This window comes from Variovorax defluvii (assembly GCF_039541515.1).
Taxonomy (GTDB): Bacteria; Pseudomonadota; Gammaproteobacteria; order Burkholderiales; family Burkholderiaceae_C; genus Variovorax; species Variovorax defluvii.
In genome coordinates this window covers 9,004-34,724 of sequence record NZ_BAABGJ010000057.1, presented here as the reverse complement: position 1 = coordinate 34,724, position 25,721 = coordinate 9,004, and the positions used below count along the sequence as shown (strand labels likewise).

The following is a 25,721-nucleotide window of genomic DNA, read 5'->3' as shown; positions in this document are numbered from 1 at the left end:
ATGAGAGGCCCGCAAGTCATCGACATGACCCGGCTGGTCAACGGTGTGCTGGACATCCTGGGCGGGGGCACGCCGATGCCGCGCCACTTTGAGCGGCTGGCGACGAGCTGCGGGCTGCCGGAGGGCGTCCCGACCATCGTGTTCCTGACGAGCCTCAAGCGGGTGCTGGCAGACTTGCCGGAGAAGGCTTTCGACGATCGCCAGGTCCGGATGGCAACGCTGGACGCCGCGCAGGCCGCGCTGGACAACGCCATCGAGCAGGAAGAGGCCCGCATCGAGGCCGAGGGCCAGCACCAGGAGGGATGATGGACTGGGTCGACGACGTCATTGATTCGTTCGGCCAGGCGGCCGGGATGCCCGGACTGCGGTTGGACGAGCAGGGTTGCCTCAGCTTCATGGTGGAAGGCGAACGCCAGCTCACGCTGATCGATCTGGCGCAAAGTGGGGGCGACGAGGTCCTGGTGATCGTTCAGGCCCCGCTGCCTCAGCCGCAGAGCATGAGCATGCGTGCGGCGCTGCAGCTCGCCGACTTCCGCTCCGGCCTGGGCGACCCACCGCAGGTCGCGCTGGACGGCGACCAGCTCGTCGCGACCTTGCGCATTGCAAGGTCTTCCTTCCTGTCGAGCACATTGGACGAGGCCGTGGACACGCTGTTCAAGTTCCATGAGCGCGTCGCGCACGCCGGGAGTGCGGCATGAGTCTTCGGCGGGTCGGCGGCAGCGCGCTCAAGTTCGACAGCGGCATCGACCTCATCGTGCGGGGCACGCCCGCCCCATCGCTGCCGTTCGGGGAAGTCGCGCCTGCGTCGGTGCCGCAGAGGTCGCTCCTCGACCAGCTGTATGCGCTCCCGACCCTCGACGACTATTTGTGGGGCGAGATCGGCGCCGAGGTTGCCGAAGCCGGGCTGCTCTTGCCGCACCGGTTCTGGCAAGGCGTGCGCGACGCGCGAGAGCGCCTGCTGGCCGCGGCGGCCGCCGACGGGCGCAACGCAAGGCTTCTCCATCGGGCCGTGGACGTGCTGGATGACCAGAGCGAGCTGTTTGCGCTTCTTCAGCACTATCGGCTTTCGCTGGTGGCAGGGTGACGATGGCCGGACACCAGGACGAGTCTCTCGACGTCTTGCGCTTGCTGAGCCAGCTTTATCTGCGGCACGGACGGCAGGACAGCGCGCTCGCGTTGCTGCGGGCCCTGTGCGCGCTCGAGCCAGGCGATCGCCGCGCTTCGCTGGCGCTGGCGTATGCCGCGACGCGTGCCGGGCAGCCGCGCGAGTCGGAGCGCGTCATCGACCGGATGCGCGATGAAGGCGAACCATCGCCGGTCCTGGACCTGCTCCAGGGCCAGGCACTTGCCGCACAGGGCCGGCATGGCGAAGCCGAGCAGGCCTTCGAGACTTTCATCGCCCGGCGAGCAGATGAACAGCGCATGTCGAGGGACGCCCGGTGATGAAGCTTTCCCACGGCGCGCAGCGAGTCGTCCAGATGCTGGTCGATCGCAACGACCTCATCCTGGCGGCGTTGATCGTCTGCATCATCTTCATGATGATCCTGCCGCTGCCGCTGTGGCTGGTCGATGCGCTGATCGCGGTGAACATGTGCATTTCGGCCATTCTGCTGATGGTGGCCATGTATCTGCCCAGCCCGCTGGCCTTCTCGTCCTTCCCCTCGGTGCTGCTGGTCACGACGCTGTTTCGCCTGGGCATCGGAATCGCGACGACCCGCCTGATCCTCCTGAACGGCGATGCCGGCCACATCATCTACACCTTCGGCAACTTCGTGGTGGGCGGCAACCTGGTGGTCGGCCTGGTGGTCTTCCTCATTCTCACCATCGTCCAGTTCGTGGTCATCACCAAGGGGGCGGAGCGGGTCGCGGAAGTGGGCGCCCGTTTCTCGCTCGACGCCATGCCGGGCAAGCAGATGTCCATCGACGGCGACATGCGTGCGAACGCCATCGACATGGACGAAGCACGCCGCCGGCGCGGGCTGGTCGAGAAGGAGAGCCAGCTCTACGGTTCGATGGACGGGGCGATGAAGTTCGTCAAGGGTGATGCGATCGCAGGGCTCATCATCGTCTGCGTCAACCTGCTCGGCGGCCTCCTGATCGGCACGCTGCAGCGGGGGATGACGGCCAGCGACGCCATGCGCATCTACTCCATCCTGACCATCGGGGATGGCCTGATCGCACAGATCCCGGCGCTCTTCATCTCCATTGCGGCGGGCATGATCGTCACGCGGGTCAGCACCGGCGACGGGCCGTCGAACGTCGGCCGCGACGTGGGGGCGCAGATCCTCTCGCAACCCAAGGCCTTGCTGATCGGCACCGCGGTCATGGTCGGATTCGGGCTGATCCCGGGAATGCCGACCTTCACGTTTCTGGCGCTGGCCATCGTGCTGGGCATCGTGGGTTACACGCTGTTCAGGGGCGAGACGCAGACGGTGGATGCCTCCGGCAAGCCCTTGACCCTTCCCGCAGTCGACCTGTCCGGCAAGGGGGACAAAGCGGGTGGTGGCAGGAAGGACGTGGGACCCGAAGGCTTTCAGCCGACCGTGCCCCTGATGGTCGACGTGAGTGCGCAGCTGGAGCAGATGTTCTCGGCGGCGGTACTGAACGAGGAACTGGTGAGAGTTCGCCGCGCTCTTTACTACGATCTCGGCGTCGTGTTCCCCGGGCTGCAACTGCGCTTCAACGAACAACTGTCGGGCGAGGCCTATGCCATCCTGGTGGGCGAGGTGCCGGTTTCACAGGGGCGCCTGCGCGCCGCACATCTTCTGGTGCGCGAGTCGCCGGAAAACCTCACCGCCCTGCAAATCCCCTTCGAGAAGGATGCCAAGTTCCTTCCGAACCTGGAGTCGATCTGGTGCCCCGACAGCCTGAAGCCGACCATGGCGAAAGCCGGCATCTCCTACCTCGAGCCCATGCAGATGCTGAGCTACCACATCGCCTATGTGCTGCGCAAGCATGCGGCGGAGTTCGTGGGCATCCAGGAAACGCGGGCGATTCTCACGGAAATGGAAGCCAAGTTTCCCGAGCTGTCCAAGGAGGTGACGCGCGTCATGCCGATCCACAAGATTGCCGACATCCTCCAGCGGCTCGTCTCCGAGGAGATTTCGATCCGCAACGTTCGCGGTGTCATGGAGGCCCTGGTCGACTGGGGACAGAAAGAAAAGGACCCTGTTCTTCTGGCGGAGTATGTCCGCATGGCGCTCAAGCGATTCATCAGCCACAAGTTCTCTGCGGGACAGAACATGCTGCCGGCCTATCTGCTGTCGCCGGCCATCGAGGACCAGGTGCGAACCGCCATCCGGCAGACATCGGGCGGTTCCTATCTGGCGCTGGAGCCTGCGGCGAGCAAGAAGATCGTTGCCGCGGTCAGATCGGTCGTCGGCGACACCTCGACGGCAACGCAGAAGCCGGTGCTGCTCACATCCATGGACATCCGCCGCTATGTTCGCAAGCTGATCGAGCAGGAGGTCGGCGACCTGGCCGTGCTGTCGTACCAGGAGCTGACGCCGGACATCAACATCCAGCCGCTGGCACGGATCTCGACATGAAGAGCAGCGCGGGCCGAATCCGAGAGGTGTCCAGGTGAGCCTCGAGAACACGATGCCTGCGGACGACACGATCGAGTTGCGCGTCTTGCACGGCCCCCAGGCCGGTGCGCGCCTGCCGCTGCAGCATGGAAGAAGCTACACGATCGGCACTTCCGACGCCTGCACAGTCGTCCTGGTCGGCGCGCAAGTCGCGCAGGAGCATGCGCAGATCAGCGTCGATGCCACGGCGATCATGGTCGAGCCTCTGCAGGGCCAGGTCCTGAGCTTAACCGGGCAGGCGATCGAGCCGGGGCCGCTGCCCCTGGGGACCGTGCTTCAGTTCGGCCTTGTCAAGCTCACGGCCGCTCCGGCCGGCGACGAATGGCCGGACGAGGAGGCCCTGCAGGTCCGGAACACAGCGCAAGGCGTGGTCCCGGAGATAGAGGAAGCGGAAGGGGAAGAGACGTCTCGCGAGAGCACCGCGCTCGCGGCGGTTTATTCCAGGCCATCACCTAACGTCGACGACCCATCGACCGGGGCACAGCGCGGGGCAGCGCGTCGGTATGCCATCCCGGGCGCGGTGATCCTGCTGGCGTTGGCCGCCGCATTCGCCGCCGTGCGGCAGAGTTCCGAGGCGACCGCCAGCCCTGGCGCAGCTGCGCCCGGCGAGCAGGAGCAGCGCGTCAAGCTCGTCGCTTCAGACGCGGAAGCAGAAGCGGAAGCAAACGCAGAGGCAGCGGCCCAGGCGGCCGCCAAAGCGGACGCGGACCGCGCTTCGGCGCTGGCCGAGGCCATCAAGAGCTTTCCCGCATCATCCCTGGAACTGAAGCGCGGCGACAGCGGGTCATGGGTGGTGGGAGGAAGGCTTCAAACAGAAGAGCAGTTCCAGCAATTGCGCGAGCAGCTGTCGGCACTCCATCTGCCCATCGAATACAAGGTGATGCTGGACGCCGAACGGCTCGCGGCGCTCGAGCGCTTCGTCCAGAAGCATCGGTCGCCCGGCCGGCTCGAACTTCGCTCGGAGCCGGGGGATGGAAAGGTGTTGCGGATTGTCGGTTCCGCATCGAGCGCAGCGGAGGCGGCGTCGTTCTCCGAACATGCCCGGCGTGAACTCGCTGCTCTCGAACCGATCGAGCTGAACATCTTGCGACCGCAGCAGGTTCGCGAACTCTTCATGGAGCGCCTGCGTGACGCTGGGCTCGGCGAAAAGTTCAGCGTCGTCGCAACCGAGCCGGCGCTCGAACTGCGCGCCAGCCTCAGCTCGCAGGAAACGCGTCGCTGGGAGGCGCTCTTCCTGGATTTCACGCGGCTCCACGGAAGCACCCTGAAGATCAGTGCCCACGTCGAAGCAGCGCCCGATCCGGCTGCGGCGCAAGTGGCGGCCGTCGTGGGCGGCGCCTTCCCCTACATCGTGACCACCGGCGGTCAACGCATCACGCCGGGTGGCGCGCTCGGCGGGCAAACGGTCGTTTCGGTGCGCGACGGCGAGATCGCGCTGGCCGACGGAACCCGCGTTCGATATGGACCTTGAAAGGCTGATGATGACATCTCAGGAACAGCACAACGATTTCGAGGTGGAGCAGCACCTGCGCGCCGACACGAGCGGTCGATACCGTGCAGAGCTGCGGGTCAGATTGGGCGACATGCACGACGCCTGCACGCTGGCACGCCGGCAACTGCACGATCGCGATACCTACCGGCGGCTGGAGGCCGGCATGGCCGCAGTGGGGGTGGCAGTCACCGTGCTCGACCTGATGCCACCTGCCGGCGCTGCGCGCGAGTACGGCTCCGGGGGCCAGGGCGCGTAGGGCGGTACATAGGAATGTGTCGGAGCGTTAACACTTGCCAGTGGCTTCAGGCACAGACGGTTAATTCGTTCGAACCTAAGGAGTAGTCATGGGTGTATCTCTCGGATATTTGCAGGACCTGTTCGACGTTCCTGTCACGAAGTCGGAGCTTGACCTGCAAACCGCGATGAGCGCGATCAAATCCGGCAAGGATGTCGATGCGGCGCAATTGCTTTACTACACCAACCTCGTGAATCAGAACAGCCTGATGATCAGCATGGTCAGTTCCATGGTGAAGGAGCGCGGCGACGTGCTCAAGGGCTGTTGCCAGAAGTTCTGAAGCGAAGTCCACTGGACCACTGGAATCGCATCCGCTGTCCGCACGATGCGAACCGCGCTGCAGCGTTGCGAATGCTTGCTTGCGATGCCCCCGGGGCATCGCTGCGCTTCGCGCCTTGCATCGCAGCCCGTCGCGCGCGTCCCGCGGGCGCCGTTTCAATGATTCAGTGGACCAGGCTACTGCGAAGCACTTTCCGGGCAGGCGCCCGGCAGTGCGGCGCAAGCGCGCTCCTCGACCAGTTGGTCCAGGCCCAGTCGATGGGCCGCAGCGATCGCTTCCGCACGCGAACTCACCTCCAGAGCGGCGAGCACGGCCGTCACATGGGCTTTGACCGTTCCCATGGCCAGCTTGAGATTGCGGCAGATCTGCTTGTTGGAGTTGCCCTGGAGAAGTTCGCGAAGGACATCGATCTGGCGATTGGTCAAGCCCCTCGCGGCGGCCTTGGCCGAGAAAGCCGACGTGCTGCGTGCGGAAATGTCGCTCTCTTGCGATGCGCTACCGGAGATGAGGCGCGCCTCCGGTGCGCAGAGTCCTTCATTCAGGATGGAGCGCAGCGCACTCAGCAGGATCTGCTGGCCCGACGGGTCCTCCATCAAGGCGGGGGCGCTTTTCTGAAGAGCCGCCTGGATCGTCTTCGTGTCGCACGTTCCTGACAGGATGACCAGGCGCCCAGCACGGCACTGCGACAAGAGCGCTTCCACACCCGACAGGCCGGCCGAGCCAGGCACCTCCGCGTCGAGCAGGGCCTGGCCGGTGTCAGGATCTGCCTGGACAACATCTGCGAGCCCGCCCATCGGCGTGCCTAGCGTACCGACGGCGACGAGCAACACGGCAAGTTCATTGTTCTTCATGAGGACTCTCCCTTGTCCGATAGATCGTCAAACGGTGGATTGCGCACCCTGGGGGGCGGTGCACCAAGCCACAAGGCAGTTCTGTTGGTCGGGCTGGACGTTCGCAAAAACAGCAACGACCTTGCTGTGCACAAGGCGCTACGATCAATATAGAGCAGCGAACCGCGGCGAAATCCCGGCAGCGACATTTCGCAGAATTTGGAGGCCCGGGCGCCGCTGGCCGGCACCGTCGAATTCATCGAACACGGCCGGCGTGGACGGCGGCATCATGCGTGATCGAACAGAAGGCCAGGTCCTCCATGGAAACGCGCGTACTGCCCCCCGACCCTCCCTCGCCCTTCCGCGGCTTTGCCGGCTCCCTACCCCAGCGTTCTGCCGGACGCGAGCGCATCACGCAGGCCTACCGCCTGTCGGAGCAGGAAGCGGTGTCCACGCTCCTGGCCCAGGCCAGCACGCCGCCCGAGCTGGCCGCGCGCGTGAACGCGCTGGCAATTCGCCTCACGGCGCGCCTGCGCGAGCGAAATGGCGCCGTCGGCCGGGCGGGCCTGGTACAGGGGCTGTTGCAGGAGTACGCCCTTTCTTCGCAGGAGGGCGTCGCCCTGATGTGCCTGGCCGAAGCGCTGCTGCGCATCCCCGACAGCGCCACCCGCGACGCGCTCATCCGCGACAAGATCGCCCGCGGCCACTGGGAGGCGCACGCCGGCCATAGCCCCTCGCTCTTCGTCAACGCCGCCACCTGGGGGCTGCTGCTGACCGGCAAGATCGTCTCGACCCACAGTGAGTCGACCCTGTCGGCGCTGCTGACGCGGCTGATCGCCAAAGGCGGCGAGCCGATGATCCGCAAGGGCGTGGACATGGCCATGCGCATGATGGGCGAGCAATTCGTCACGGGCGAGACCATTGCCGCCGCGCTGGCGCATGCGCGCGCCTTCGAGGCGCAGGGCTTCCGCTACTCCTACGACATGCTGGGCGAGGCGGCGATGACGGCCGAGGACGCGGACCGCTACCGTCGGTCCTATGAGAAGGCAATCCATGCCATCGGCCAGGCATCCGGCGGACGCGGGGTGTACGAAGGTCCCGGCATCTCGATCAAGCTGTCCGCGCTGCATCCGCGCTATGCCCGCGCCCAATACGAGAGAGTGATGGACGAGCTGTACCCGGTGCTGCGCCAACTGGCGCTGCTGGCCCACCGCTACGACATCGGCCTGAACATCGATGCCGAGGAGGCCGATCGGCTCGAACTCTCCCTGGACCTGCTCGAGAAGCTGTGCTTCGAGCCGGCCATGGCCGGCTGGAACGGCATCGGCTTCGTGGTCCAGGCGTACCAGAAGCGCTGTCCCTTCGTCATCGACCATCTCATCGACCTGGCGCAACGCAGCGGCCACCGCCTGATGGTGCGGCTGGTCAAGGGCGCCTACTGGGACAGCGAGATCAAGCGCGCCCAGGTCGACGGGCAGGACGGCTTCCCGGTCTACACGCGCAAGGTTCATACCGACATCTCCTACCTCGCCTGCGCCCGGAAGCTGCTTTCGGCGCCGGACCAGGTCTACCCGCAGTTCGCGACGCACAACGCCCATTCCATGGCGGCGATCTACACGTTCGCCGACCCTGCCGCGTACCGGCCCGGGCACTACGAGTTCCAGTGCCTGCACGGCATGGGCGAGCCGCTTTACGAGCAGGTGGTCGGCCGGCCGGAGGACGGCAGGCTCGGCCGGCCCTGCCGCATCTACGCGCCGGTGGGCACGCACGAGACGCTGCTGGCCTACCTGGTGCGGCGGCTGCTGGAGAACGGCGCCAACACCTCCTTCGTCAACCGCATCGCGGACCCCGCGATCGCCATCGAATCGCTGGTCGAGGACCCCGTGGCCGCCACCCTGCGCACCGCGGAAAAGGAAGGCGAGACAGGCCGGCCGCATCCGGCCATCGCGCATCCGGCGGCGTTGTTCGGCCGGGCACGCCTCAATTCGCGGGGCGTGGACCTGTCGAACGAGCAGACGCTGCGAAGCCTGGAGGCACAGTTCGCGCAGAGCGCCCGCATCCCCTGGCACGCCGAGCCGCTGCTGGCAGAAGCCCCCGAGACGCGGGAGCCGGCGTGGAAGCCGGTGCTCAACCCGGCCAATCACCGCGACGTGGCCGGACAGGTCCGGGCGGCGGGCGAGGACGAGATCGAAGCCGCCCTGCGCAGTGCGACCGCCTTCGCCCCGGCCTGGGCGGCCCATCCCGCCGCCGAACGCGCCGCCTTGCTCGAACGCGCGGCAGACTCCCTGCAGGCGCGCATGCCGCAGCTCCTCAGCCTCTTGACCCGCGAAGCCGGCAAGATCTGCGCGAACGGCGTGGCCGAGGTGCGCGAGGCGATCGATTTCCTTCGCTTCTATGCGGGCCAGGCCCGCGCCGACTTCGACACCGCCGACCACCGGCCGCTGGGCCCGGTGGTCTGCATCAGCCCGTGGAATTTTCCGCTGGCGATTTTCCTGGGCCAGATCGCCGCAGCGCTCGCCGCGGGCAACCCGGTGCTCGCCAAGCCGGCGGAGCAGACCTCGCTGATCGCCGCGGAGGCGGTGCGCCTGCTGCACGAGGCCGGCGTACCCGCCGCGGCGCTGCAGCTCGTCCCGGGCCGCGGCTCCACCGTCGGCGCGCGGATGGTCGCCGACGCGCGGGTGCAGGGCGTCATGTTCACCGGCTCGACGGAAGTGGCGCGCTCGCTGCAGCACACCCTGGCCGGCCGCCTCGGCCCGACCGGGGCGCCCGTGCCCCTGATCGCGGAGACCGGCGGGCAGAACGCCATGATCGTCGACTCCTCGGCACTGCCCGAGCAGGTGGTGGGCGACGTGATCGCCTCCGCCTTCGACAGCGCGGGCCAGCGCTGCTCCGCGCTGCGGGTCCTGTGCCTCCAGGACGACATCGCCGACCGCGTACTGCACATGCTGCGCGGCGCGGTCGCCGAGTCGACGGTGGGCGATCCCGCATCGCTGCACACCGACATCGGGCCGGTCATCGACAGCGGCGCACGCGACACCATCGAAGCGCACGTGGAGGCCATGCGCGCGCGCGGCCGGCGCGTCACCCGCCTCGGCCGCCACGCACCGGAGCAGCTCGTCCGGGGCAGCTACGTGTTGCCGACGATCATCGAACTGGCCAGCATCTCGGAGCTCACGCGGGAAGTGTTCGGCCCGGTTCTGCACGTGGCGCGCTACGCGCGGCGCGAACTCGACGCGCTGGTCGCGCAGATCAACGCCACCGGCTACGGCCTCACGCTCGGCCTGCACTCCCGCATCGACGAGACGATCGATCAGGTCGTCGCCCACGCCCGGGTGGGTAACATCTACGTCAACCGCAACATGGTGGGCGCCGTCGTCGGCGTGCAGCCTTTCGGCGGCGAAGGCCTGTCCGGCACCGGTCCCAAGGCGGGCGGTCCCCTTTACATGTACCGCCTGCTTTCCGCGCGTCCGCAAGACGTGCTGGCGCGCGCGGCCACCACCGGCCTCCCGGGCTCGACCGCGGAAGGTGCCGAGCCCGGCACGCCGCCCGCATTCGGGTCGCTGGTCGACTGGATCGCCGGCCATCGCGATCGCGCCCTCGCGCTGCGATGTCAGGCGCTGGCGCAGCGCGCGGCGCCCCGCGGCGCGCGGCTGCTGGCGGGCCCCACCGGCGAGCGGAACATGTACACCCTCCACCCGCGCGAAGCCGCCCTGTGCCTGGCACGCGACGAGGATTCGCTGCTGTACCAGACGGCCGGCGCCCTGGCCGCCGGATGCCGCGCCATCTGGCCGTCCGAGCCGGCGACGCAGGCCCTGCACGCGAGCCTGCCACCCGACGTACGGGAGCGGATCGCCCTGGCCAGCGACTGGACGGCCGCCGGCGCTGCGTTCGACGTCGCGCTGCACCAGGGCAGCCGGGAAAACCTACTCGCCGCGTCGGTCCGCCTGGCGCAGCGCGAGGGCCCCATCGTCGGGCTGCGTCCGTTCGGGCTGGCGCACGAGGACAGCCCGCTGGAGGCTCTGTTCCTCGAACGCGCCGTCAGCACGAACACCGCGGCGGCGGGCGGCAACGCAAGCCTGATGACGATCGCCTGACCGGCCAGTGCCATCCGATGCGCAGAGGCGAGCGCGCGCTCGGCAAGTCCTACTTGCTGATCTCGAGCTTGTATACCCGCTCGGTCCCCACCGAGTCCGAGCGCACCGCGTAGTAGCCGTCGGTGGTCTGCAGGATGAAGCGGCACCACTCCTCGGTCGGCACCCCGCGCCATTCGATGAAGATGCAATAGCGCCCGTCGTCCGAGATGTGCCACTTGCCCGGCGCCGTGGTTGGCCGCCCCGAGGCGCCGACCGCGCCCGCACCTCGGTTGTCCGAGGACACCACGAAACTGCCGCCCGCGTCGTTGCTCCAGTGGTGCACGTTCCCGCGTCCGCTGGTCCGGCTCATCCTGGCGCCGGTCAGCAAGGCGATGGCCTCGTCCTTCGACAGCTTCCTGGGGCTCTTCGATTCCAGGTCGCGCAGCACCATGTCCTGCGCGTGGGCTGCCGGCAGGGCAAGGCCCAGCAGGACCGGCAGCAGGGGAATCCATCGTCTCGACAGTCGCATATCGACGCTCCTCCAACGCACGGCCGGAACGGGGCCCCACGCGCGTGTCCCCTGGTCCCGGCTCGGCCAGTGGATCGGATGGCCCCCGCTGCATTCTGCGCGATGGCGGCGGCCAGGGCCATGGGCCGAGCTTTCGCAGGTCCTGCCACTACACTCCCTTTCGCTTTTTCGTTACCGCTCCCGGTTACGCACCATGAAGAAGAACGCCCCGGTTCCCTGGCTCCAGGCCGCGCTCGACTACATCCCCGCCTGGCTCGGCTTCCAGCTCGAGCGGCACCAGCAGGTCGGCTGCGCCGTCGCGATCGCGCAGGGCCAGTCCATCGTGGCGGAGTTCGCGCTGGGCAGTGCCGACCTGCGCAGCGGCGAGGCGCTCACGCCGCGGCATCGCTTCCGCATCGCCTCGCATTCCAAGACCTTCACCGCCAGCGGCGTGATGCTGCTGCGCGAGCAGGGCAAGCTGGGCCTGGACGATCCCATCGGACGCCACGTCAGCGGCCTGCACAAGACGCTGGCGAATGCCCGCGTCGGCGAGCTGCTGTCCCATGGCGCGGGCGTCATCCGCGACGGCGAGGACAGCGGCCAGTTTCTCGATCGGCGCCCCTTCTTCTCGCGCGCCGAGTTGCGTGCCGATCTTGCGAAGAAGCAGCCGCTCGAGCCCGGCCTGCAGCTCAAGTATTCCAACCATGGCTACGGCCTGCTGGGGCTGATGATCGAGGAGATCACCGGCACCGACTACGCCACCTGGATCTGCCGCCACGTCATCGCCCCGGCCGGCCTGCGCGAGACCGTGCCCGACATGCCCTACCTGCCGAAATCGGCCCCGCTCGCCAAGGGCCACAGCACCGAGTTCCCCTTCGGCCGGCGCCTGGTCGTGCCGGGCGACAACGTCTGCGACGCGATCGCGCCGGCGGGCGGCTTCGTCGCCACCGCATCGGACGTGGCCCGCTTCTTCGCCCAGCTCGCGCCCGAGGCGAAGAAGAGCATCCTGTCCGCCGCCAGCCGACGCGAGATGATGCACCGCCGCTGGCGCGACAAGCACAGCAGCCAGGAGTCGTACTACGGCTACGGCACCATGAGCGGCGGCGCCGGCGCCAAGGAGTGGTTCGGCCACACGGGCGGCCTGCAGGGATTCGTGTCGCGCACCGCGCGCTTTCCCGAATCGGGCTTCACCGTCAGCGTGCTGTGCAATGCGCTGGACGGGTGGTCCTGGATGTGGGTGGACGGCATCCTGGGCATCCTGGCCGCCTTCAGGCAGCACGGCGCGCCGGGACGCCAGCAGGCCGCCTGGAACGGCCGCTGGTGGAGCCTCTGGGGTGCCAGCGACCTGGTGGCGATGGGCAAGGTGGTGTGCCAGGTCGCGCCTGCCATGGCCCTGCCCTTCGATGGCGCACCCACCGAGATCGAACTCACGGGCACGGACCGCGGCATCATCGCGCGGACCTCCGGCTACAACAGCCCGGGGCAACCGGTGCGCCTCGTGCGGGACCGCAAGGGCCACCCGGTGGAACTGTGGGTGGGCGGCACCAAGCTCCTGTCCAGGGAGGCCGTGGTGGCCGAAGCCATGCAGCGGTACGGCTGAACCCATTTGCGCATCGAGCGACGCGCGCGGCAGTCCGGGCATCGTCCTACGGCCGGCCTTCGATCTCCATGCACACTACGGGTCCGCCCCCCGGACAACGCTCGGCCATGCGGCCGCAGGCGGACACGCCATGACGACGACCCTCGACACCCCCAGCCTCGACATCATCGAAGCCTGCACCCGGGCCTCCCTCGACCTGCTGCAGCGCAACCTCACGCCCCACGGCATCCTGGCCGCGAGTCGCACCGACGCCGCGGTGGCGCGGCGCTACACGCGCATCTTCGGCCGCGATGCAGCGATCTGCGTGATGGCCATGTGCGGCAGCGGCATCCCCGCGCTGGAAGACGGCGCGGTGGCCAGCCTCGACTCGCTCGCGGCGCAGCAGGCGGCCAACGGGCAGATCCCCAAGTACGTCGACCCGGATGGCCTGGATGCCGATTTCTGGTACCTGGGCTGCATCGACGCCACCCTGTGGTGGCTGATCGGCGTGGACCACGTGCGCCGCCATGGCCGCGTCGGCCCCTCGCACTGGAACATGCAGGTGGAGCGCGCGATCGGCTGGCTGCTGGCGCAGGAGCACCAGCACTTCCGTCTCTTGCAGCAGAACGAGGCCAGCGACTGGGCCGACATCATGCCGCGCTCGGGCTACGTGCTCTACACCAACGCGCTCTGGTACGAGGTGAAGCGCCGCTTCGGGCTGGACCATGCCGAGGCGACGCACGAGCACTTCAACCACCTCTTCAACCCCTTCCAGCCCGAGATGCCCAAGTACCACCGGGCGCGGCTGCTGCGGCACTACGCGCGCCGCGGCCGGCGCGATCCGGGGCTGTACCTGAGCTTCGTCAACCTCTCCGTGGTCGGCCACGAAGGCGACGTGTTCGGCAACGTGCTGGCCATCCAGTGCGGCCTCACGGACAAGGCCATGGCCTATCGCATTGTCGAGACGCTCAGCGCGGCGAATGCCAGCGTGCCTTACCCGGTGCGCGTGGTGCTGCAACCGCTGTCGCCGCAGCACCCGCTGTGGCGGCTCTACATGGGGCGCCACCAGCAGAACCTGGTGCACCAGTACCACAACGGCGGCATCTGGCCTTTCGTGGGCGGCTTCTGGGTGATGATGCTCGCGCGCCTGGGCCTGCACGAGCCGGCCTGGTCGGAACTCGCACGCCTGGCGCGCGTGAACGCGCTGGACGACTGGCGCTTCACCGAGTGGTTCCACGGGCGGACCCTGGCACCGCGGGGGATGGCGGGGCAGAGCTGGAATGCGGCGACTTTTCTGCTGGCGCGGCGGGCGTTGGAGGGGGATGGGAGGGCGTGGTGAGATCTGAGCGAACAGGCGAACTCGTTGACCTGATCAGCACCCAGCCGAGCGGCGTGATCCGCGTGACAAGCACGCCCGTCCCAAGAAGCGACACGATCTGCATGGCTGCTTCAACCCACCCTGCGTGTACGAGCGGGCAAACGGCCTTGATATCGGCATCTGCGGTGAGAACCACAGGGAAGGCTTCGCAGACCATGCGTCGCAAAAGCACAAGCGAAGGTGATGAACTGTCCATCTCCCCAGTTTGCATGCGGGCCACGAGACTACCTACACCCTGTGCTTCCCGACAACCCGGCACATGCTCTTGCGGACTACACCGCGCACGATCCCAAAAAGCAGAAGGTCATCGCCAAACGTCTGAAGAGTCTTGCAGTGAAACGAGGATGTCTCTACCTGCACGCTTCAGAACAGGCACCGCAGGAGAACGATGGCGCCGGCAGTCGGGCATGACAGCCTCTTCGTAGCCCCCTCACCCCCGCGTCACCTCGATGCTGTAAAGCCCCCACGGACACAGCGCAAACCGCTCCTTCAACGGCTTGTCCTTGAACGCCGCCAGCGTGTCCGCCTCGTAGACCGCCCATTGCGGCCCCAGCCCACCCAGTGCGAGCGGACGGCCGTCGATTTCGGTGGCCACGATCATCTTGTAGTTGCGCGCATCGGCGATCTTGATCGGCACGACATAGCCGTCGACCGCGCGCATGGCGAGCATCACCTCGCCGGAGGTGGGCACGCCCGCCAGCTCCAGCACGCTGGTCAACAGCGGCCCCGCGAGCGCGTGCTGCCTGGCGTCGTACTCCAGCGTCGGCTTGATGCGGACGGCCGGCAGCCGGCCCAGCGCCTCGGCGTCCACGACGAAAGCCTTGTCGAACTTGACGCCGTGCTTCACCATCAATTGATCGAGCGCGGCATCGACGGGACCGCGGTTGGACTTGCCGATCGCGCCGCTGATGGTGAGAAGACCCGGGCCCTTGGAGGCCGCGTTCGCCGCCTGCGCATGCACCGAGGGAAGAAGTCCGGCAAGCGCCGCCGTGCCGAGGAAGTGTCGTTTTTTCATGGGCGCGATTGTGGGCGGCTCCCGCAACGCTTGTCCATCCAGACTTGAGGCTTACCCTTCCCCCATGCTCCACCAGTCCACCACCACCCTCGACATCCCCACGCCGGGCCGTGGCCTGGTCGAGATCACGCGCCCCGTGGCCGAATGGGTCGCGGCGCAGCGCATGCAGACGGCCCTGCTCACGCTCTTCATCCGCCACACCTCCGCCAGCCTGCTGATCCAGGAGAACGCCGACCCTGAAGTGCAAGCGGATCTCGACCGCTTCCTCGCGCGCCTGGTGCCGGACGGCGATCCGCTGTTCCGCCATCGCGACGAAGGACCCGACGACATGCCGGCCCATGTACGCTCAGCGATCACGGCGGTGCAACTGTCGATTCCCGTGACCGGCGGGCGCATGGTGCTGGGGACATGGCAGGGGATCTATCTTTGGGAACACCGCGTCCGGGCGCATCGGCGGCAGGTGGTGCTGCATCTGGTCGGCGAATGATGGGTCCGACACGACCGAGGCGCGCCCAGGCTCAGGGTTTTCCCCGGCCACGCGGACGTCGATCTTGCGCAGGCTCGTTCGACGTGTCCTTGGAGGGGCATCCTCTGCACATCCCATTCAGGAGTTCATCACATGGCTACCAACCACACCGTCCGCCTGCACCGCGTGCTCCGCACCCCGCCGGACCGCCTCTACCGCGCCTTCGTCGAACCCGGCGCCTTCGAGCGCTGGCTGCCGCCTTTCGGCTTCATCGGCAAGGTCCATCACATGGAGCCGGTGGTCGGCGGCGCCTGGCGCATGTCCTTCACCAACTTCGGTACCGGCCACAGCCACTCCTTTGGCGGGAAGTACCTGGAACTGGTCCCCGGCCGGCGCATTGCATACGACGCGGCCTTTGACGACCAGAACCTGCCGGGCACCATGAAGACCACGGTGACGCTGACCGCCGTGTCCTGCGGCACCGACATGGCGATCGTGCAGGAAGGGATTCCCGAAGTGATTCCTGCCGAGATGTGCTACCTGGGCTGGCAGGAATCGCTGGTCGCACTCGCCCAGTTGGTCGAGCCGGACATTCCGGGCTGATGCCGCACGGCGTTGACGAGCCGAGCGCGCGCCGCCACCATGAGGACCGTTCAGGGCGCTGCCCCAGGAGGTCCCATGGCCGAGATCGACAAGGTGTTCGCGGGCTCGATCCCCCGGTTCTACGACACGCTGATGGTCCCCTTGATCTTCGAGGGGTACGCAGACGACCTGGCGGCGCTCGTCGCCGGTTTCTCGCCGGCGTCGGTGCTCGAAACGGCGGCCGGCACCGGTGCGGTCACGCGGGCACTGGCGCCCCGGCTCGGCGCCGACGCACGCTACGTGGTGACCGACCTCAACCAGCCCATGCTCGACTACGCCGCATCACGGCAAGGGCCCGACAGCCGCATCGAATGGCGGCAGGCGGATGCGCTCCAGCTGCCGTTCGAGGATGCCTCCTTCGACGTCGTCTGCTGCCAGTTCGGCGCGATGTTCTTTCCCGACCGGGTCGCCGGCTACGCCGAGGCGCGCCGCGTGCTGAGGCCGGGCGGGCGCTTCGTCTTCAATGTCTGGGACCGCGTCGAGGAGAACGCCTTCGCCGACGAGGTCACGAACGCCCTCGCCGCCCTGTTCCCGAACGACCCGCCACGATTCCTCGCCCGCACGCCGCACGGCTACCACGACACGGCGCTGATCCGCGGGGATCTGGATCGCGCGGGCTTTACCGCCATCACGATAGAGACGCGCGACAAGCTCAGTCGCGCACCCTCTGCACGCGAGGTCGCCACCGCCTATTGCCAGGGAACACCGCTGCGCAACGAGATCGAGGCGCGCGACGCCAGCCTGCTCCAGCTCGCGACGGACCGCGCGACCGAGGCGATTGCCGCCCGCCACGGGGATGGCCCGGTGGCCGGCAAGATCCAGGCGCACATGATCGTGGCGGCTCGATAGCGCGCAGGCAGGCAAGGTCATGATGGGCTTCAACTCTCTCATGCGGGACGGCGGGGCGCGGATCATCCAAGGCTTCCTGCACCTTGGCTCGGAACCAGTCGTCTGGGGCCGCAGCGTCAACGACAAAACCCGCCGGCAATGCGCGCTCCTTGGCCACACGCGTCAGAACGATCGGCGAGCGCAAGGCGCCGCCCTGGATCGCCGGCCTGCGCATGTGTCTCCTTGTACGGCCAGAATCCGGCCGGACGCCCTCCCCCCGGGGATCAGCGCACGTAGTTCATCAAGGCGATGCCGTTGAGCTGAGCGAAGGTCCCCATCGTGGCCTCCAGCGAGGTCTTGAGCTGCATGAACTGCGAAATCGCCGCTGCCGGGTCCAGGTCCTGGATGTCGGAAAGGTAGGCCTTGTCGATCAGGTCGCGCGAGGCACCCGCCTCGTCCAGCGCGTCGATCTCGTTCATGCGCGAGCCGACCGACGAACGGATGGTCAGCACGTTGTCGTGTGCGTTGGTGATCTTCACGTTGGCGGTGGCCAGTGCGTTCTTCAGGCGGGCCTGTGCAGCATCGCCGCCGCCGGCGACCGGCTGGCGCAGCGCGCTCACCAGTTCGCCGATGGAGGCGAAGATGTCCGTGCCGGCGTTCTTCGCGGTGGCGACCTGGAAGCTGTCGCCGTCGGCCGGTGTGCCGCTCATGCTCAGCTGCACGCCGCCGAAGCTGATGGGCGTGCCTTCCACGTAGGGGCCGGTGGCCGCGACCACGGGCGGCGTGTCGTTCGTGCTGACGGTGTAGTTGCCGCCGGCGAAGCTGATGGTGAAGTCCTTGCCGTAGAGCGGCGCGGTCGCATCGGTCACGCCGACCGCCCCGAACACGCCGGAGCCGGTATTGGCCGCACTCGCGCTGCTGACGTAGCCGGCGCCGCCCTGGACCGACTGGAACACGCTGCGGCCGTCGTCGGCCACCGACATCTGGCGGGCCACGTCGATCTGCATCAGGCGCTGGCCCTGGTCGCCCATGTACTGCACGCCGCCGCCGGACATGACGAAGGGCGGGTTGGCGCTCTTGTAGCCGGCGAAGAGGAACTGGCCGTTGCCGTCGTCCGCATTGGCCACGTTCACGAGCTGCTCCAGGCTGCTCTGGATGGCGGTGGCGAGCGAGGCGCGGTCGGCGTCCGACAGCGTGCCGTTGCCGGCCTGGACCACCATGGTTTTCATGTTCTGCAGGATGTTGGTGGCGGACTTCAGCGCCTCCTCTTCCTGCGACAGGGCGAGCGTGGCGCGCCCGCGGCTGGTGGTGTACTGCGCGGACTGGGCCAGCGAATCGCCCACGCGCAGCGCACGCGCGGCGCCCACCGGATCGTCGGCGGGGGTCAGGAACTTGGTGCCGGCGGACAGTTGCTGCTGGATGCGGAACAGCTGCTGCTGCTGCGATCCGATGCCGTACAGGCTCTGGCCGTAGAAGGCCTGGGTGCTGATGCGCATGGCGTCGATTCCTTAACTACGGATGCCCAGAATGGCGTCGAACATGGTCGAGGCGGTCTGGATCACTCGGGCATTGGCCTGGTACATCTGCTGGAACATCAGCAGGTTGGCGGTTTCCTCGTCCTGGTTGACGCCGGAGATCGCATCGCGGCTGGCGCGGATCTGCTCGGTCATGGCGGACTGCGTTTTCTCGGCGGTGCGAATTTCCATGGTGCGGTTGCCCACCGAACTCACCAGCTGCGCGAAGGAGGCACCGAAGGTGGTGGTGCCGCCGTCCATGGTGTTCTTCTTCTGCAGCGCGCCCAGCAACAGCGCGTTGCTGCCGTCGGAGACGCCGCCGGTGTTGTTGCCGATCGTGAAGGTGTCGCCGTTGGCCGGGGCACCGGTCAGCTTGACGGTGACGCCGCCGAAGCTCATCGACGCACCCGCCGTGTACGGCACGGGCGCGCCGGCCGCATAGGTGGCCGAGCTGCCGTCGGCCAGCGTCACCGTCACGGCGGAGGCGGCCGGAAAACCCGACAGCGTGCCGGTGGCGCCGTCGAAGCTCAGCGTGACCGGCGCCGCCAGGGGTGCGGCCAGGTAGGCGGCATCGACGGTGGGCGCGCCCAGCGCGCCGCTGCCCTGGTTGCCGACGGTGTTGCCGGCCACCAGCGGCGAGGCCGCGGCGACCTTGGACGGGTCGAGCACCAGCACGTCCACGTCGCGCGCACCGGTGCGGGTGGGCTGCACCAGGAAGCGGTCGCCGGCCTGCGCGGTGCCGCTGGCGGCGCTGAGCTGCACGCCGTCGAAGCTGATCGGGAAGCCGGTGTAGTTGCCCACCACCTGCTTGTCGGTGAGGCGGGTCACGCTGTAGGTCAGCACGCCCGCGACGTCCTTCACCTCGACCGAGTAGTCGCTGATGCCCAGCGCGGAGGGGTCGGTGATGCTGGCGCCCAGCACCATGTCGCCGGCATTGTGCGTGTTGGAGTACACGCCGGCCTGGGCCTGGTTGAAGAAGTCGCCGCCCAGCGCACCCTTGAGGTCCACGCCCAGCCTGTGCTGGTCGTTGAAGGCGCTGGTCAGGGAAATGGCCAGGCGGCCGATGGCGTTCTGCGAGGTGGTGAGCGTCTCGTTGCGGAAGCTCATCAGCCCGCCGACGGAGCCGCCGGTGAACACGCTGTCGGCCAGCTCGGTGGCGGTGCCGTTGATGCCCACCATCGAGAGCGCGATGCGCGTCGGGTCCGAGGCCGAGGGGCCGGCCTTCAGCGACATCGCCTGGTCGCCCAGCACCAGCGACTGGCCGTTGCCGATGAAGACGTTGTACTTGCCGCCGTCCTGCTCCAGCACCTTCACGTCCACCAGCTGGCCCAGCGCGTTCACGAGCTGGTCGCGCTGGTCCAGCAGGTCGTTGGGCGGCTGGCCGCCGGCCAGGGCGCTCATCTGGCCGATCTGGTGATTGAGCCTGGCGATCTGCGTGGCGTAGGTGTTGATCTCGCCGACGCTGCCCTGGATCTGCTCGTTGACCGAGGTGTTGAGATCGCTGAGGTAGGCATCGGTGGCGCGGAACTTGTTGGCCAGCGCCTGGGCCGCGCTGACGAGCTGCTGGCGCGCCGCCGGGTCGGCCGGGGTGTTGGCCACGCCCTGCACGCCGGCGAAGAAGCTCTGCATCAGCGGCGACAGGCCGGCGGTCTTGTCGGCGAGCAGGGCGTCGATTCGGCTGATCTGCGATTCGTAGCTCGCCAGCGCCGCGCCGGTGGCCTCGGCGCCGTTGAGCTGGGAGGTGAGGTAGGCGTCGTAGCTGCGCGCGACGGTGGTGACGCGGGAGCCGGTGCCGACGAAGCCCGAGCCCAGGCCGATCGCGCCGTTGGTGGCGATCACCGACGTCTGGCGGCTGTAGCCGGCGGTGTACACGTTGGCCGTGTTGTGGGCCGTCGTCATGAGCGCGCTGCGGGCCACGCTCAGGCCGGTCAGGCCGGTATAGAACATCGACATGGACGATCGTTGAAGGTTGGTTGTTCTCGACTGGCGGGGCGGCGCGGCGGCCTGCCCTGCCCTTGCTGATATATCGGCCGCCTTCCCGGCTTCTTTAGGCCAGGCGGAACACGCTGACCGTCTGCACCAGGCCGCCGGCCTGCTCCTGCATGGACTGCGCCGCGGCCGAGGCCTGCTCCACCAGCGCCGCGTTCTGCTGCGTCACCTGGTCCATCTGTGTGATGGCCTGGTTGATCTGCTCGATGCCCTGGGTCTGCTCGTGGCTGGCGGCGGTGATCTCGCCGATGATGTCCGTCACCCGCCTGACGCTGCCCACGATTTCTTCCATGGTGCGGCCGGCCTCGCCGACCAGCGCGGTGCCGGCGTCCACCTTGCCGACCGAGTCGTCGATCAGGCCCTTGATCTCCTTGGCCGCGCCGGCGGAGCGCTGCGCCAGGTTGCGCACCTCGGCGGCCACCACCGCGAAGCCGCGGCCCTGCTCGCCGGCACGCGCCGCTTCCACCGCCGCGTTCAACGCCAGGATGTTGGTCTGGAAGGCGATGCCGTCGATCACGCCGATGATGTCGACGATCTTCTTCGAGGACGCGTGGATCGACGCCATGGTGTCCACCACCTGGCTCACCACGTCGCCGCCCTTGACCGCTACTTCGGAGGCCGACTGCGCCAGCTGGTTCGCCTGGCGCGCGTTGTCGGCGTTCTGCTTGACGGTGCTGGTGAGCTCCTCCATCGAGGCCGCGGTCTGCTGCAGCGAGCTGGCCTGCTCCTCGGTGCGCGAGGACAGGTCCTGGTTGCCCGAGGCGATCTGCCCGGAGGCCGTGGCGATGGCATCGCTGGAATGCTTGATGCGCACCACCACCTCGGTCAGTTGGTCCTGCATGTGCTTGATCGAATGCAGCACGCTGCCCTCGCCCGCCGCGCGCGCTTCCACGCCCACCGTGAGGTCGCCCCCGGCGATGCGCCCGACCACGTCGGCCGCATAGGCCGGCTCGCCGCCGAGCTGGCGCGACAGCAGCCGGGCCACCAGCACGCCCAGGCCCACGCTGGCCAGCAGGCCCACCACGGCCACGGCCAGCATCAGCAGGCGGGAGGTCCTGAAGGTGCCTTCGGCGCTGTCCATGCCGGCCTTGGCCATACCGTCGGCGTGCGCCACCATCTTCGCCAGCACCTCCTCCACGGCGCGCGACTCCTTCAGCAACTGCGCGCTGTTTTCGGCCACGCGGCCGTCGAACTGCGAGCTGTCCAGCGACTGGGCCGAGATGAGTTCGACGAATTCGCCCATGTGCTTGCGCAGCGGCCCTACCCGTTCCTCGTACTGCTGGTACAGCCTGGTGCCCTCCGCGGTTTCGTGCAGCACCGGCTTGATCTCGGCGATGCGCTCGCCGAGTTCGCCGCCGGCCTTCCGAAGCTCGGCAATGCCGGCATTGCGCTCGCCCTTGGTCGACGCCGACAGCAGGCCCATCTGGGCCCGGCTGGCATACAACAGGTGGATGTTGGCCGCCTGCGCCGCTTCCAGCGTGCGCATCTCGTGGTGGTAGAGCCTGCTCGTGCCGGCGCTGATGCGCCCCATGTGAAAGACGCCGAGCACGCTGATCACGACGCCCAGCGCGGCGACCACCAGGAAGGCGAGGATCAGCCTGGTGCTGACGCGAAGTTTCTGAAACCGCTGCATTTTTCTTCTTCCATCATGAGGCCCATGGGACAGGGCCGGACCCGAGGTTTATCGGCAGGCCGCACCCGAAGTTGATGGCGCGGCTCCTGGCATCTCGTCGCGCGTGGTCAGAACTCCGTCCAGTCGCCCGAGGGCGATGCGGTCGCCGCGGCGGTGACCGGCTTGGGCGCAGCGGCGGACGAGGCGAGCGAGGCGGCCGCGCGGGCCGGCGCCTTCGACGCCGCCGGCTTGCGCTGCGGGGACGGCTCGACGCGGCTGGCCTCCTTCACCTTCGCCGGCACGGTCGGCGCCTCGCCGCGGCCCAGCTTGAACACGCCCACGGCCTGCACCAGGCTGGCGGCCTGCTCCTGCATCGAGGCGGCAGCGGCCGCGGCCTCCTCCACCAGGGCCGCGTTCTGCTGCGTCACCTGGTCCATCTGCGTGATGGCCTGGTTCACCTGCTCGATGCCCTGGGTCTGTTCCTGGCTGGCGGCGGTGATCTCGCCCATGATGTCGGTCACGCGCTTGACGCTGTCCACCACCTCGTTCATGGTGCGGCCGGCCTCGGCCACCAGCTCGGAGCCGGCGTCCACCTTGCCCACCGAGTCGTCGATCAGGCCCTTGATCTCCTTGGCGGCGGCGGCCGAGCGCTGCGCCAGGTTGCGCACTTCGGCGGCCACCACCGCGAAGCCGCGGCCCTGCTCGCCGGCCCGCGCCGCTTCCACCGCCGCGTTCAGCGCCAGGATGTTGGTCTGGAAGGCGATGCCGTCGATCACGCTGATGATGTCCACGATCTTCTTGGACGACGCATGGATCGAGCCCATGGTGTCCACCACCTGGGACACCACGCCGCCGCCCTTGACCGCCACTTCCGAGGCGGAAAGCGCGAGCTGATTGGCCTGGCGTGCGTTGTCCGCGTTCTGCTTGACGGTGCTGGTGAGTTCTTCCATCGAGGCCGCGGTCTGTTCCAGCGAGCTGGCCTGCTCCTCGGTGCGCGAGGACAGGTCCTGGTTGCCCGAGGCGATCTGGCCCGAGGCCGTGGCCATCGTGTCGGTGCCACTGCGCACCTGGGCCACCACGCGTGCCAGGCTCTCGTTCATGCGCTGCAGCGCCTGCATGAGCTGGCCGGTCTCGTCGCGCGACTCGACCTCGATGCGGGTGCTGAGGTCGCCAGCCGCCACCGTCTCCGCCACCTGCACCGCCCGCGCCAGCGGCCGGGTGATGCTGCGGGTGATCAGCACGGAACACAGCGCGCCGGCCAGCAGCGTCAGCACGGTCAGCCCGATGCGCAGCTTGAAGGCGCTCGCGTTCGCCGCGTCGATCTCGCGGCTCATGCGGTCGATGTCGCCGCGCTCGGTCGCCAGCAGCGACAGGACCTGGCTCTCGTAGGCCTTGGCCGCCGGCTGGAACACGTCCTTGAACACGGCGTCGGTCTCCTGTGCGCTGCCGGAGGCCTTGGCTTTCGCGACCGCGTCCTTGGCCAGCTGGTACTTGGCGCGCAGATCGACGATGGACTTGAAGGTGGCCTTCTCCTCGTCGGTGACCAGCAGGGCCTCGACCTTGGCCATGGTCTCGCTGCCCTTCTTCACGCTGTCGGAGATGACGTCGGCGAAGATGACCGGCAGCGTCGCGTCGCTGGTGCGCGCGATCATCGCGGTGCGCGCAATGGCCGAGTAGGTCAGCACGTACCAGTCGGAGATGAGCCGCTCCTTGGCCAGCGGGCTCTGCATCATGAGGCGCGTGGCCTCGGCGTTCCGGTTCGCGCTCACCAGCGCGAAGGCGGCAGAGACAAGTGTGAGCAGCAGCACCAGGCCGAAGCCCAGGGCAAGCCGTGTTCCGATGCGCAGATTCGAGAAAGTCTTCATGATGTCGCCGTTTCGAGTGGATGGATGCCCCGTGAAGGGGCTGCTGCCGATGCTGCGGATTCACGCCGGAACACGCTGATGGAATCGCCCAGTTGCCCGGCCTGCGCCTGGAGCAGGGCCGCGACGGAGGAGGCCTGCTCGACGAGGGTGGCGTTCTGCTGCGTCACCTGGTCCATCTGCGTGATGGCCTGGTTGATCTGCTCGATGCCGGCCGTCTGTTCGCGGCTGGCGGTGGTGATCTCGCCCATGATGTCGGTCACGCGGTGGATGCTGGCGACGATCTCCTGCATGGTCTTGCCGGCCTCGCCCACCAGCGCCGTGCCGGCGCCCACCTTGCCGACGGAGTCGTCGATCAGGCCCTTGATCTCCTTGGCGGCGGCCGCCGAGCGCTGCGCCAGGCTGCGTACCTCGCCCGCCACGACCGCGAAGCCGCGACCCTGTTCGCCGGCGCGCGCCGCTTCGACCGCCGCGTTCAGGGCGAGGATGTTGGTCTGGAAGGCGATGCCGTCGATCACGCCGATGATGTCGACGATGCGCCGCGAGGACGCATCGATGGAGCCCATGGTCCGCACCACCTCGCCCACCACCTCGCCGCCCCTGCGCGCCACCTCGGAGGCCGAGCGCGCGAACTCGTTGGCCTGCTGGGCGTTGTCGGCGTTCTGCTTGACGGTGGACGTCAGTTGCTCCATCGAGGCCGCCGTCTCCTCCAGCGAGCTGGCCTGGTGCTCGGTGCGCGAGGACAGGTCCTGGTTGCCCTGCGCGATCTCGCTCGAGGCATCGATCACGCCCGCCACGTTGACATCGACGTCCGCCACGATCGCCGACAGGTTGGCGCTCATCTGGTTGAGCGCACGCAGCAGTTCACGCGTCTCGTCGCCCGGCTTCACCTCGAAGCTGGCGACGCGGCCGCTGGCGATGGCGCGCGCCACGCGGGTCGCCCGGTCCAGCGACAGGAAGACGGTGCGGTCGAGGAACAGGCCCAGACCGGCCCAGGCCAGCGCCAGGGCGACGCCCCCCCCGGCCACCAGGCCGGGCCCCGCGAGCCCCCAGCCGGCGGCGGCGCCCAGCGCGAGCGAGACGGCGCTCGCCGCCAGACAGACCGCCTGCATGCGGCGGCGGATCGGGAGGCGGCGCAGCGCCGCCGCCGGATGGGACCAGCCTCGCCCGACCAGTTCGCCCTGGAGGAACATCAGGTGCCCGGCCCGCCCTTCCCGCAGGAGGCGATAGACCCGCTCGGCCTGCGCCACCGCCTCGCGCGCGGGCCTGGTGCGCACGGACATGAAGCCTTCGACGCGGCCATGGCGGTACACCGGCGTCACGTTCGCCTGCACCCAGTAGAAATCGCCATTCTTGCGCCGGTTCTTGACCACGCCGGTCCACGGCAGGCCGCGGCCCAGCGTCTCCCACAGGTCGGCGAAGGCCTCGGGCGGCATGTCGGGGTGGCGCACGATGTTGTGCGCCTTGCCCATCAGCTCTTCCACGTCGAAGCCGCTGGCTTGCACGAATGCCGCGTTGGCATAGCTGATGCGTCCCTTCAGGTCGGTACGCGACACCAGGGCAGCATCTTCCGCCAGCACGTACTCCCTGTCGGTCACGGGATGATTCACTCGCATGGACTGTGTCCTCCGTCCGGCCCGTTCATGCCGCCTGCAGGCGGAACACGCCGACGGCCTGCACCAGGCTGCCGGCCTGCTCCTGCATGGACTGGGCTGCTGCGGACGCTTGTTCCACCAGCGCGGCGTTCTGCTGCGTCACCTGGTCCATCTGC

Annotated in this window: 22 protein-coding genes and 1 pseudogene; 14 read left to right on the top strand and 9 right to left on the bottom strand. The window is 68.2% G+C overall.

Going from position 1 to position 25,721, the window contains the following annotated elements; translation table 11 throughout:
• The 8 genes from ABEA07_RS17335 to ABEA07_RS17300 all read left to right on the top strand — a co-directional run bounded on the left by ABEA07_RS17335 (window position 1) and on the right by ABEA07_RS17300 (window position 5,654).
• Window positions 1-306 (top strand): TyeA family type III secretion system gatekeeper subunit, encoded by a 306-nt coding sequence (locus tag ABEA07_RS17335; protein ID WP_345539396.1) that lies wholly within the window; start codon window positions 1-3, stop codon window positions 304-306.
• On the top strand, window positions 303-698 hold the full coding sequence (locus ABEA07_RS17330) for a type III secretion system chaperone family protein (protein ID WP_345539395.1): 396 nt from the start codon (window positions 303-305) through the stop codon (window positions 696-698). The genes ABEA07_RS17335 and ABEA07_RS17330 overlap by 4 nt, the downstream gene beginning before the upstream one ends.
• Window positions 695-1,084 (top strand): type III secretion apparatus assembly protein SctX, encoded by a 390-nt coding sequence (gene sctX / locus ABEA07_RS17325; RefSeq protein WP_345539393.1) that lies wholly within the window; start codon window positions 695-697, stop codon window positions 1,082-1,084. Before ABEA07_RS17330 ends, sctX begins: the two co-directional genes overlap by 4 nt.
• A 2-nt stretch (window positions 1,085-1,086) precedes the next feature.
• Complete coding sequence (gene sctY / locus ABEA07_RS17320) at window positions 1,087-1,443, top strand: type III secretion apparatus assembly chaperone SctY (RefSeq protein WP_486392157.1); 357 nt, start codon at window positions 1,087-1,089, stop codon at window positions 1,441-1,443.
• On the top strand, window positions 1,443-3,548 hold the full coding sequence (gene sctV, locus ABEA07_RS17315; RefSeq protein ID WP_345539391.1) for a type III secretion system export apparatus subunit SctV: 2,106 nt from the start codon (window positions 1,443-1,445) through the stop codon (window positions 3,546-3,548). The genes sctY and sctV overlap by 1 nt, the downstream gene beginning before the upstream one ends.
• 34 nt (window positions 3,549-3,582) lie before the next feature.
• Window positions 3,583-5,058, top strand: coding sequence for a type III secretion system inner membrane ring subunit SctD (gene sctD, locus ABEA07_RS17310; RefSeq protein ID WP_345539390.1), 1,476 nt, complete (start codon window positions 3,583-3,585; stop codon window positions 5,056-5,058).
• A 7-nt stretch (window positions 5,059-5,065) separates the two neighbouring features.
• Window positions 5,066-5,335: a hypothetical protein gene (locus tag ABEA07_RS17305; RefSeq protein ID WP_345539389.1), complete on the top strand. Its 270-nt coding sequence runs from the start codon at window positions 5,066-5,068 to the stop codon at window positions 5,333-5,335.
• Window positions 5,336-5,423: 88 nt separating this feature from the next.
• Window positions 5,424-5,654, top strand: a complete 231-nt coding sequence (locus ABEA07_RS17300; protein ID WP_345539388.1) for an EscF/YscF/HrpA family type III secretion system needle major subunit — start codon at window positions 5,424-5,426, stop codon at window positions 5,652-5,654.
• 176 nt (window positions 5,655-5,830) lie between these two features.
• Here the strand turns inward: ABEA07_RS17300 and ABEA07_RS17295 are convergent, their stop codons facing one another.
• The gene (locus ABEA07_RS17295) at window positions 5,831-6,505 is read right to left on the bottom strand and encodes a response regulator transcription factor (RefSeq protein ID WP_345539386.1); all 675 of its coding nucleotides are present in this window, start codon (window positions 6,503-6,505) and stop codon (window positions 5,831-5,833) included.
• Window positions 6,506-6,780: 275 nt separating this feature from the next.
• On the opposite strand from ABEA07_RS17295, the gene putA reads away from it, so the two are divergent.
• Window positions 6,781-10,578 carry a trifunctional transcriptional regulator/proline dehydrogenase/L-glutamate gamma-semialdehyde dehydrogenase gene (gene putA / locus ABEA07_RS17290; protein ID WP_345539520.1) on the top strand — a complete coding sequence of 1,266 codons (3,798 nt, stop codon included), beginning with the start codon at window positions 6,781-6,783 and terminating at the stop codon, window positions 10,576-10,578.
• 49 nt (window positions 10,579-10,627) lie between these two features.
• Here putA and ABEA07_RS17285 read toward each other — a convergent pair whose 3' ends face one another.
• Window positions 10,628-11,086 carry a DUF995 domain-containing protein gene (locus tag ABEA07_RS17285; protein WP_345539385.1) on the bottom strand — a complete coding sequence of 153 codons (459 nt, stop codon included), beginning with the start codon at window positions 11,084-11,086 and terminating at the stop codon, window positions 10,628-10,630.
• Window positions 11,087-11,279: 193 nt separating this feature from the next.
• On the opposite strand from ABEA07_RS17285, the gene ABEA07_RS17280 reads away from it, so the two are divergent.
• Entirely contained in the window at window positions 11,280-12,665 is a 1,386-nt protein-coding gene (locus ABEA07_RS17280; protein ID WP_345539384.1) for a serine hydrolase domain-containing protein, read from the top strand.
• A 130-nt stretch (window positions 12,666-12,795) separates the two neighbouring features.
• Window positions 12,796-13,983, top strand: coding sequence for an amylo-alpha-1,6-glucosidase (locus tag ABEA07_RS17275; RefSeq protein WP_345539383.1), 1,188 nt, complete (start codon window positions 12,796-12,798; stop codon window positions 13,981-13,983).
• 469 nt (window positions 13,984-14,452) lie between these two features.
• Here ABEA07_RS17275 and ABEA07_RS17270 read toward each other — a convergent pair whose 3' ends face one another.
• The gene (locus ABEA07_RS17270) at window positions 14,453-15,037 is read right to left on the bottom strand and encodes a putative pterin-binding protein (protein ID WP_345539382.1); all 585 of its coding nucleotides are present in this window, start codon (window positions 15,035-15,037) and stop codon (window positions 14,453-14,455) included.
• Window positions 15,038-15,101: 64 nt separating this feature from the next.
• Between ABEA07_RS17270 and ABEA07_RS17265 the strand changes: the two genes are divergently transcribed.
• The 3 genes from ABEA07_RS17265 to ABEA07_RS17255 all read left to right on the top strand — a co-directional run bounded on the left by ABEA07_RS17265 (window position 15,102) and on the right by ABEA07_RS17255 (window position 16,994).
• A complete protein-coding gene (locus tag ABEA07_RS17265; RefSeq protein WP_345539380.1) occupies window positions 15,102-15,524 on the top strand; it encodes a secondary thiamine-phosphate synthase enzyme YjbQ in 423 nt (140 codons plus the stop codon).
• Window positions 15,525-15,656: 132 nt separating this feature from the next.
• A complete protein-coding gene (locus ABEA07_RS17260; RefSeq protein WP_345539379.1) occupies window positions 15,657-16,106 on the top strand; it encodes an SRPBCC family protein in 450 nt (149 codons plus the stop codon).
• Between the two features lie 75 nt (window positions 16,107-16,181).
• A complete protein-coding gene (locus ABEA07_RS17255; protein WP_345539378.1) occupies window positions 16,182-16,994 on the top strand; it encodes a class I SAM-dependent methyltransferase in 813 nt (270 codons plus the stop codon).
• Between the two features lie 43 nt (window positions 16,995-17,037).
• On the opposite strand, the pseudogene ABEA07_RS17250 reads toward ABEA07_RS17255, so the two are convergent.
• From ABEA07_RS17250 to ABEA07_RS17225, 6 genes and pseudogenes are all read right to left on the bottom strand, one after another.
• Window positions 17,038-17,208 (bottom strand): annotated as a pseudogene (locus ABEA07_RS17250) (antitoxin PaaA2 family protein); the annotation flags it as partial.
• A gap of 49 nt (window positions 17,209-17,257) precedes the next feature.
• Window positions 17,258-18,469, bottom strand: coding sequence for a flagellar hook-associated protein FlgL (gene flgL, locus ABEA07_RS17245; RefSeq protein WP_345539376.1), 1,212 nt, complete (start codon window positions 18,467-18,469; stop codon window positions 17,258-17,260).
• Between the two features lie 12 nt (window positions 18,470-18,481).
• Entirely contained in the window at window positions 18,482-20,440 is a 1,959-nt protein-coding gene (flgK, locus tag ABEA07_RS17240) for a flagellar hook-associated protein FlgK (RefSeq protein WP_345539375.1), read from the bottom strand.
• A 94-nt stretch (window positions 20,441-20,534) separates the two neighbouring features.
• A complete protein-coding gene (locus tag ABEA07_RS17235; protein WP_345539374.1) occupies window positions 20,535-22,109 on the bottom strand; it encodes a methyl-accepting chemotaxis protein in 1,575 nt (524 codons plus the stop codon).
• Between the two features lie 107 nt (window positions 22,110-22,216).
• Window positions 22,217-23,953, bottom strand: a complete 1,737-nt coding sequence (locus tag ABEA07_RS17230; RefSeq protein WP_345539373.1) for a methyl-accepting chemotaxis protein — start codon at window positions 23,951-23,953, stop codon at window positions 22,217-22,219.
• Window positions 23,950-25,566 carry a methyl-accepting chemotaxis protein gene (locus ABEA07_RS17225; protein WP_345539371.1) on the bottom strand — a complete coding sequence of 539 codons (1,617 nt, stop codon included), beginning with the start codon at window positions 25,564-25,566 and terminating at the stop codon, window positions 23,950-23,952. The genes ABEA07_RS17230 and ABEA07_RS17225 overlap by 4 nt, the downstream gene beginning before the upstream one ends.
• Between the last annotated feature and the right edge of the window lie 155 nt (window positions 25,567-25,721).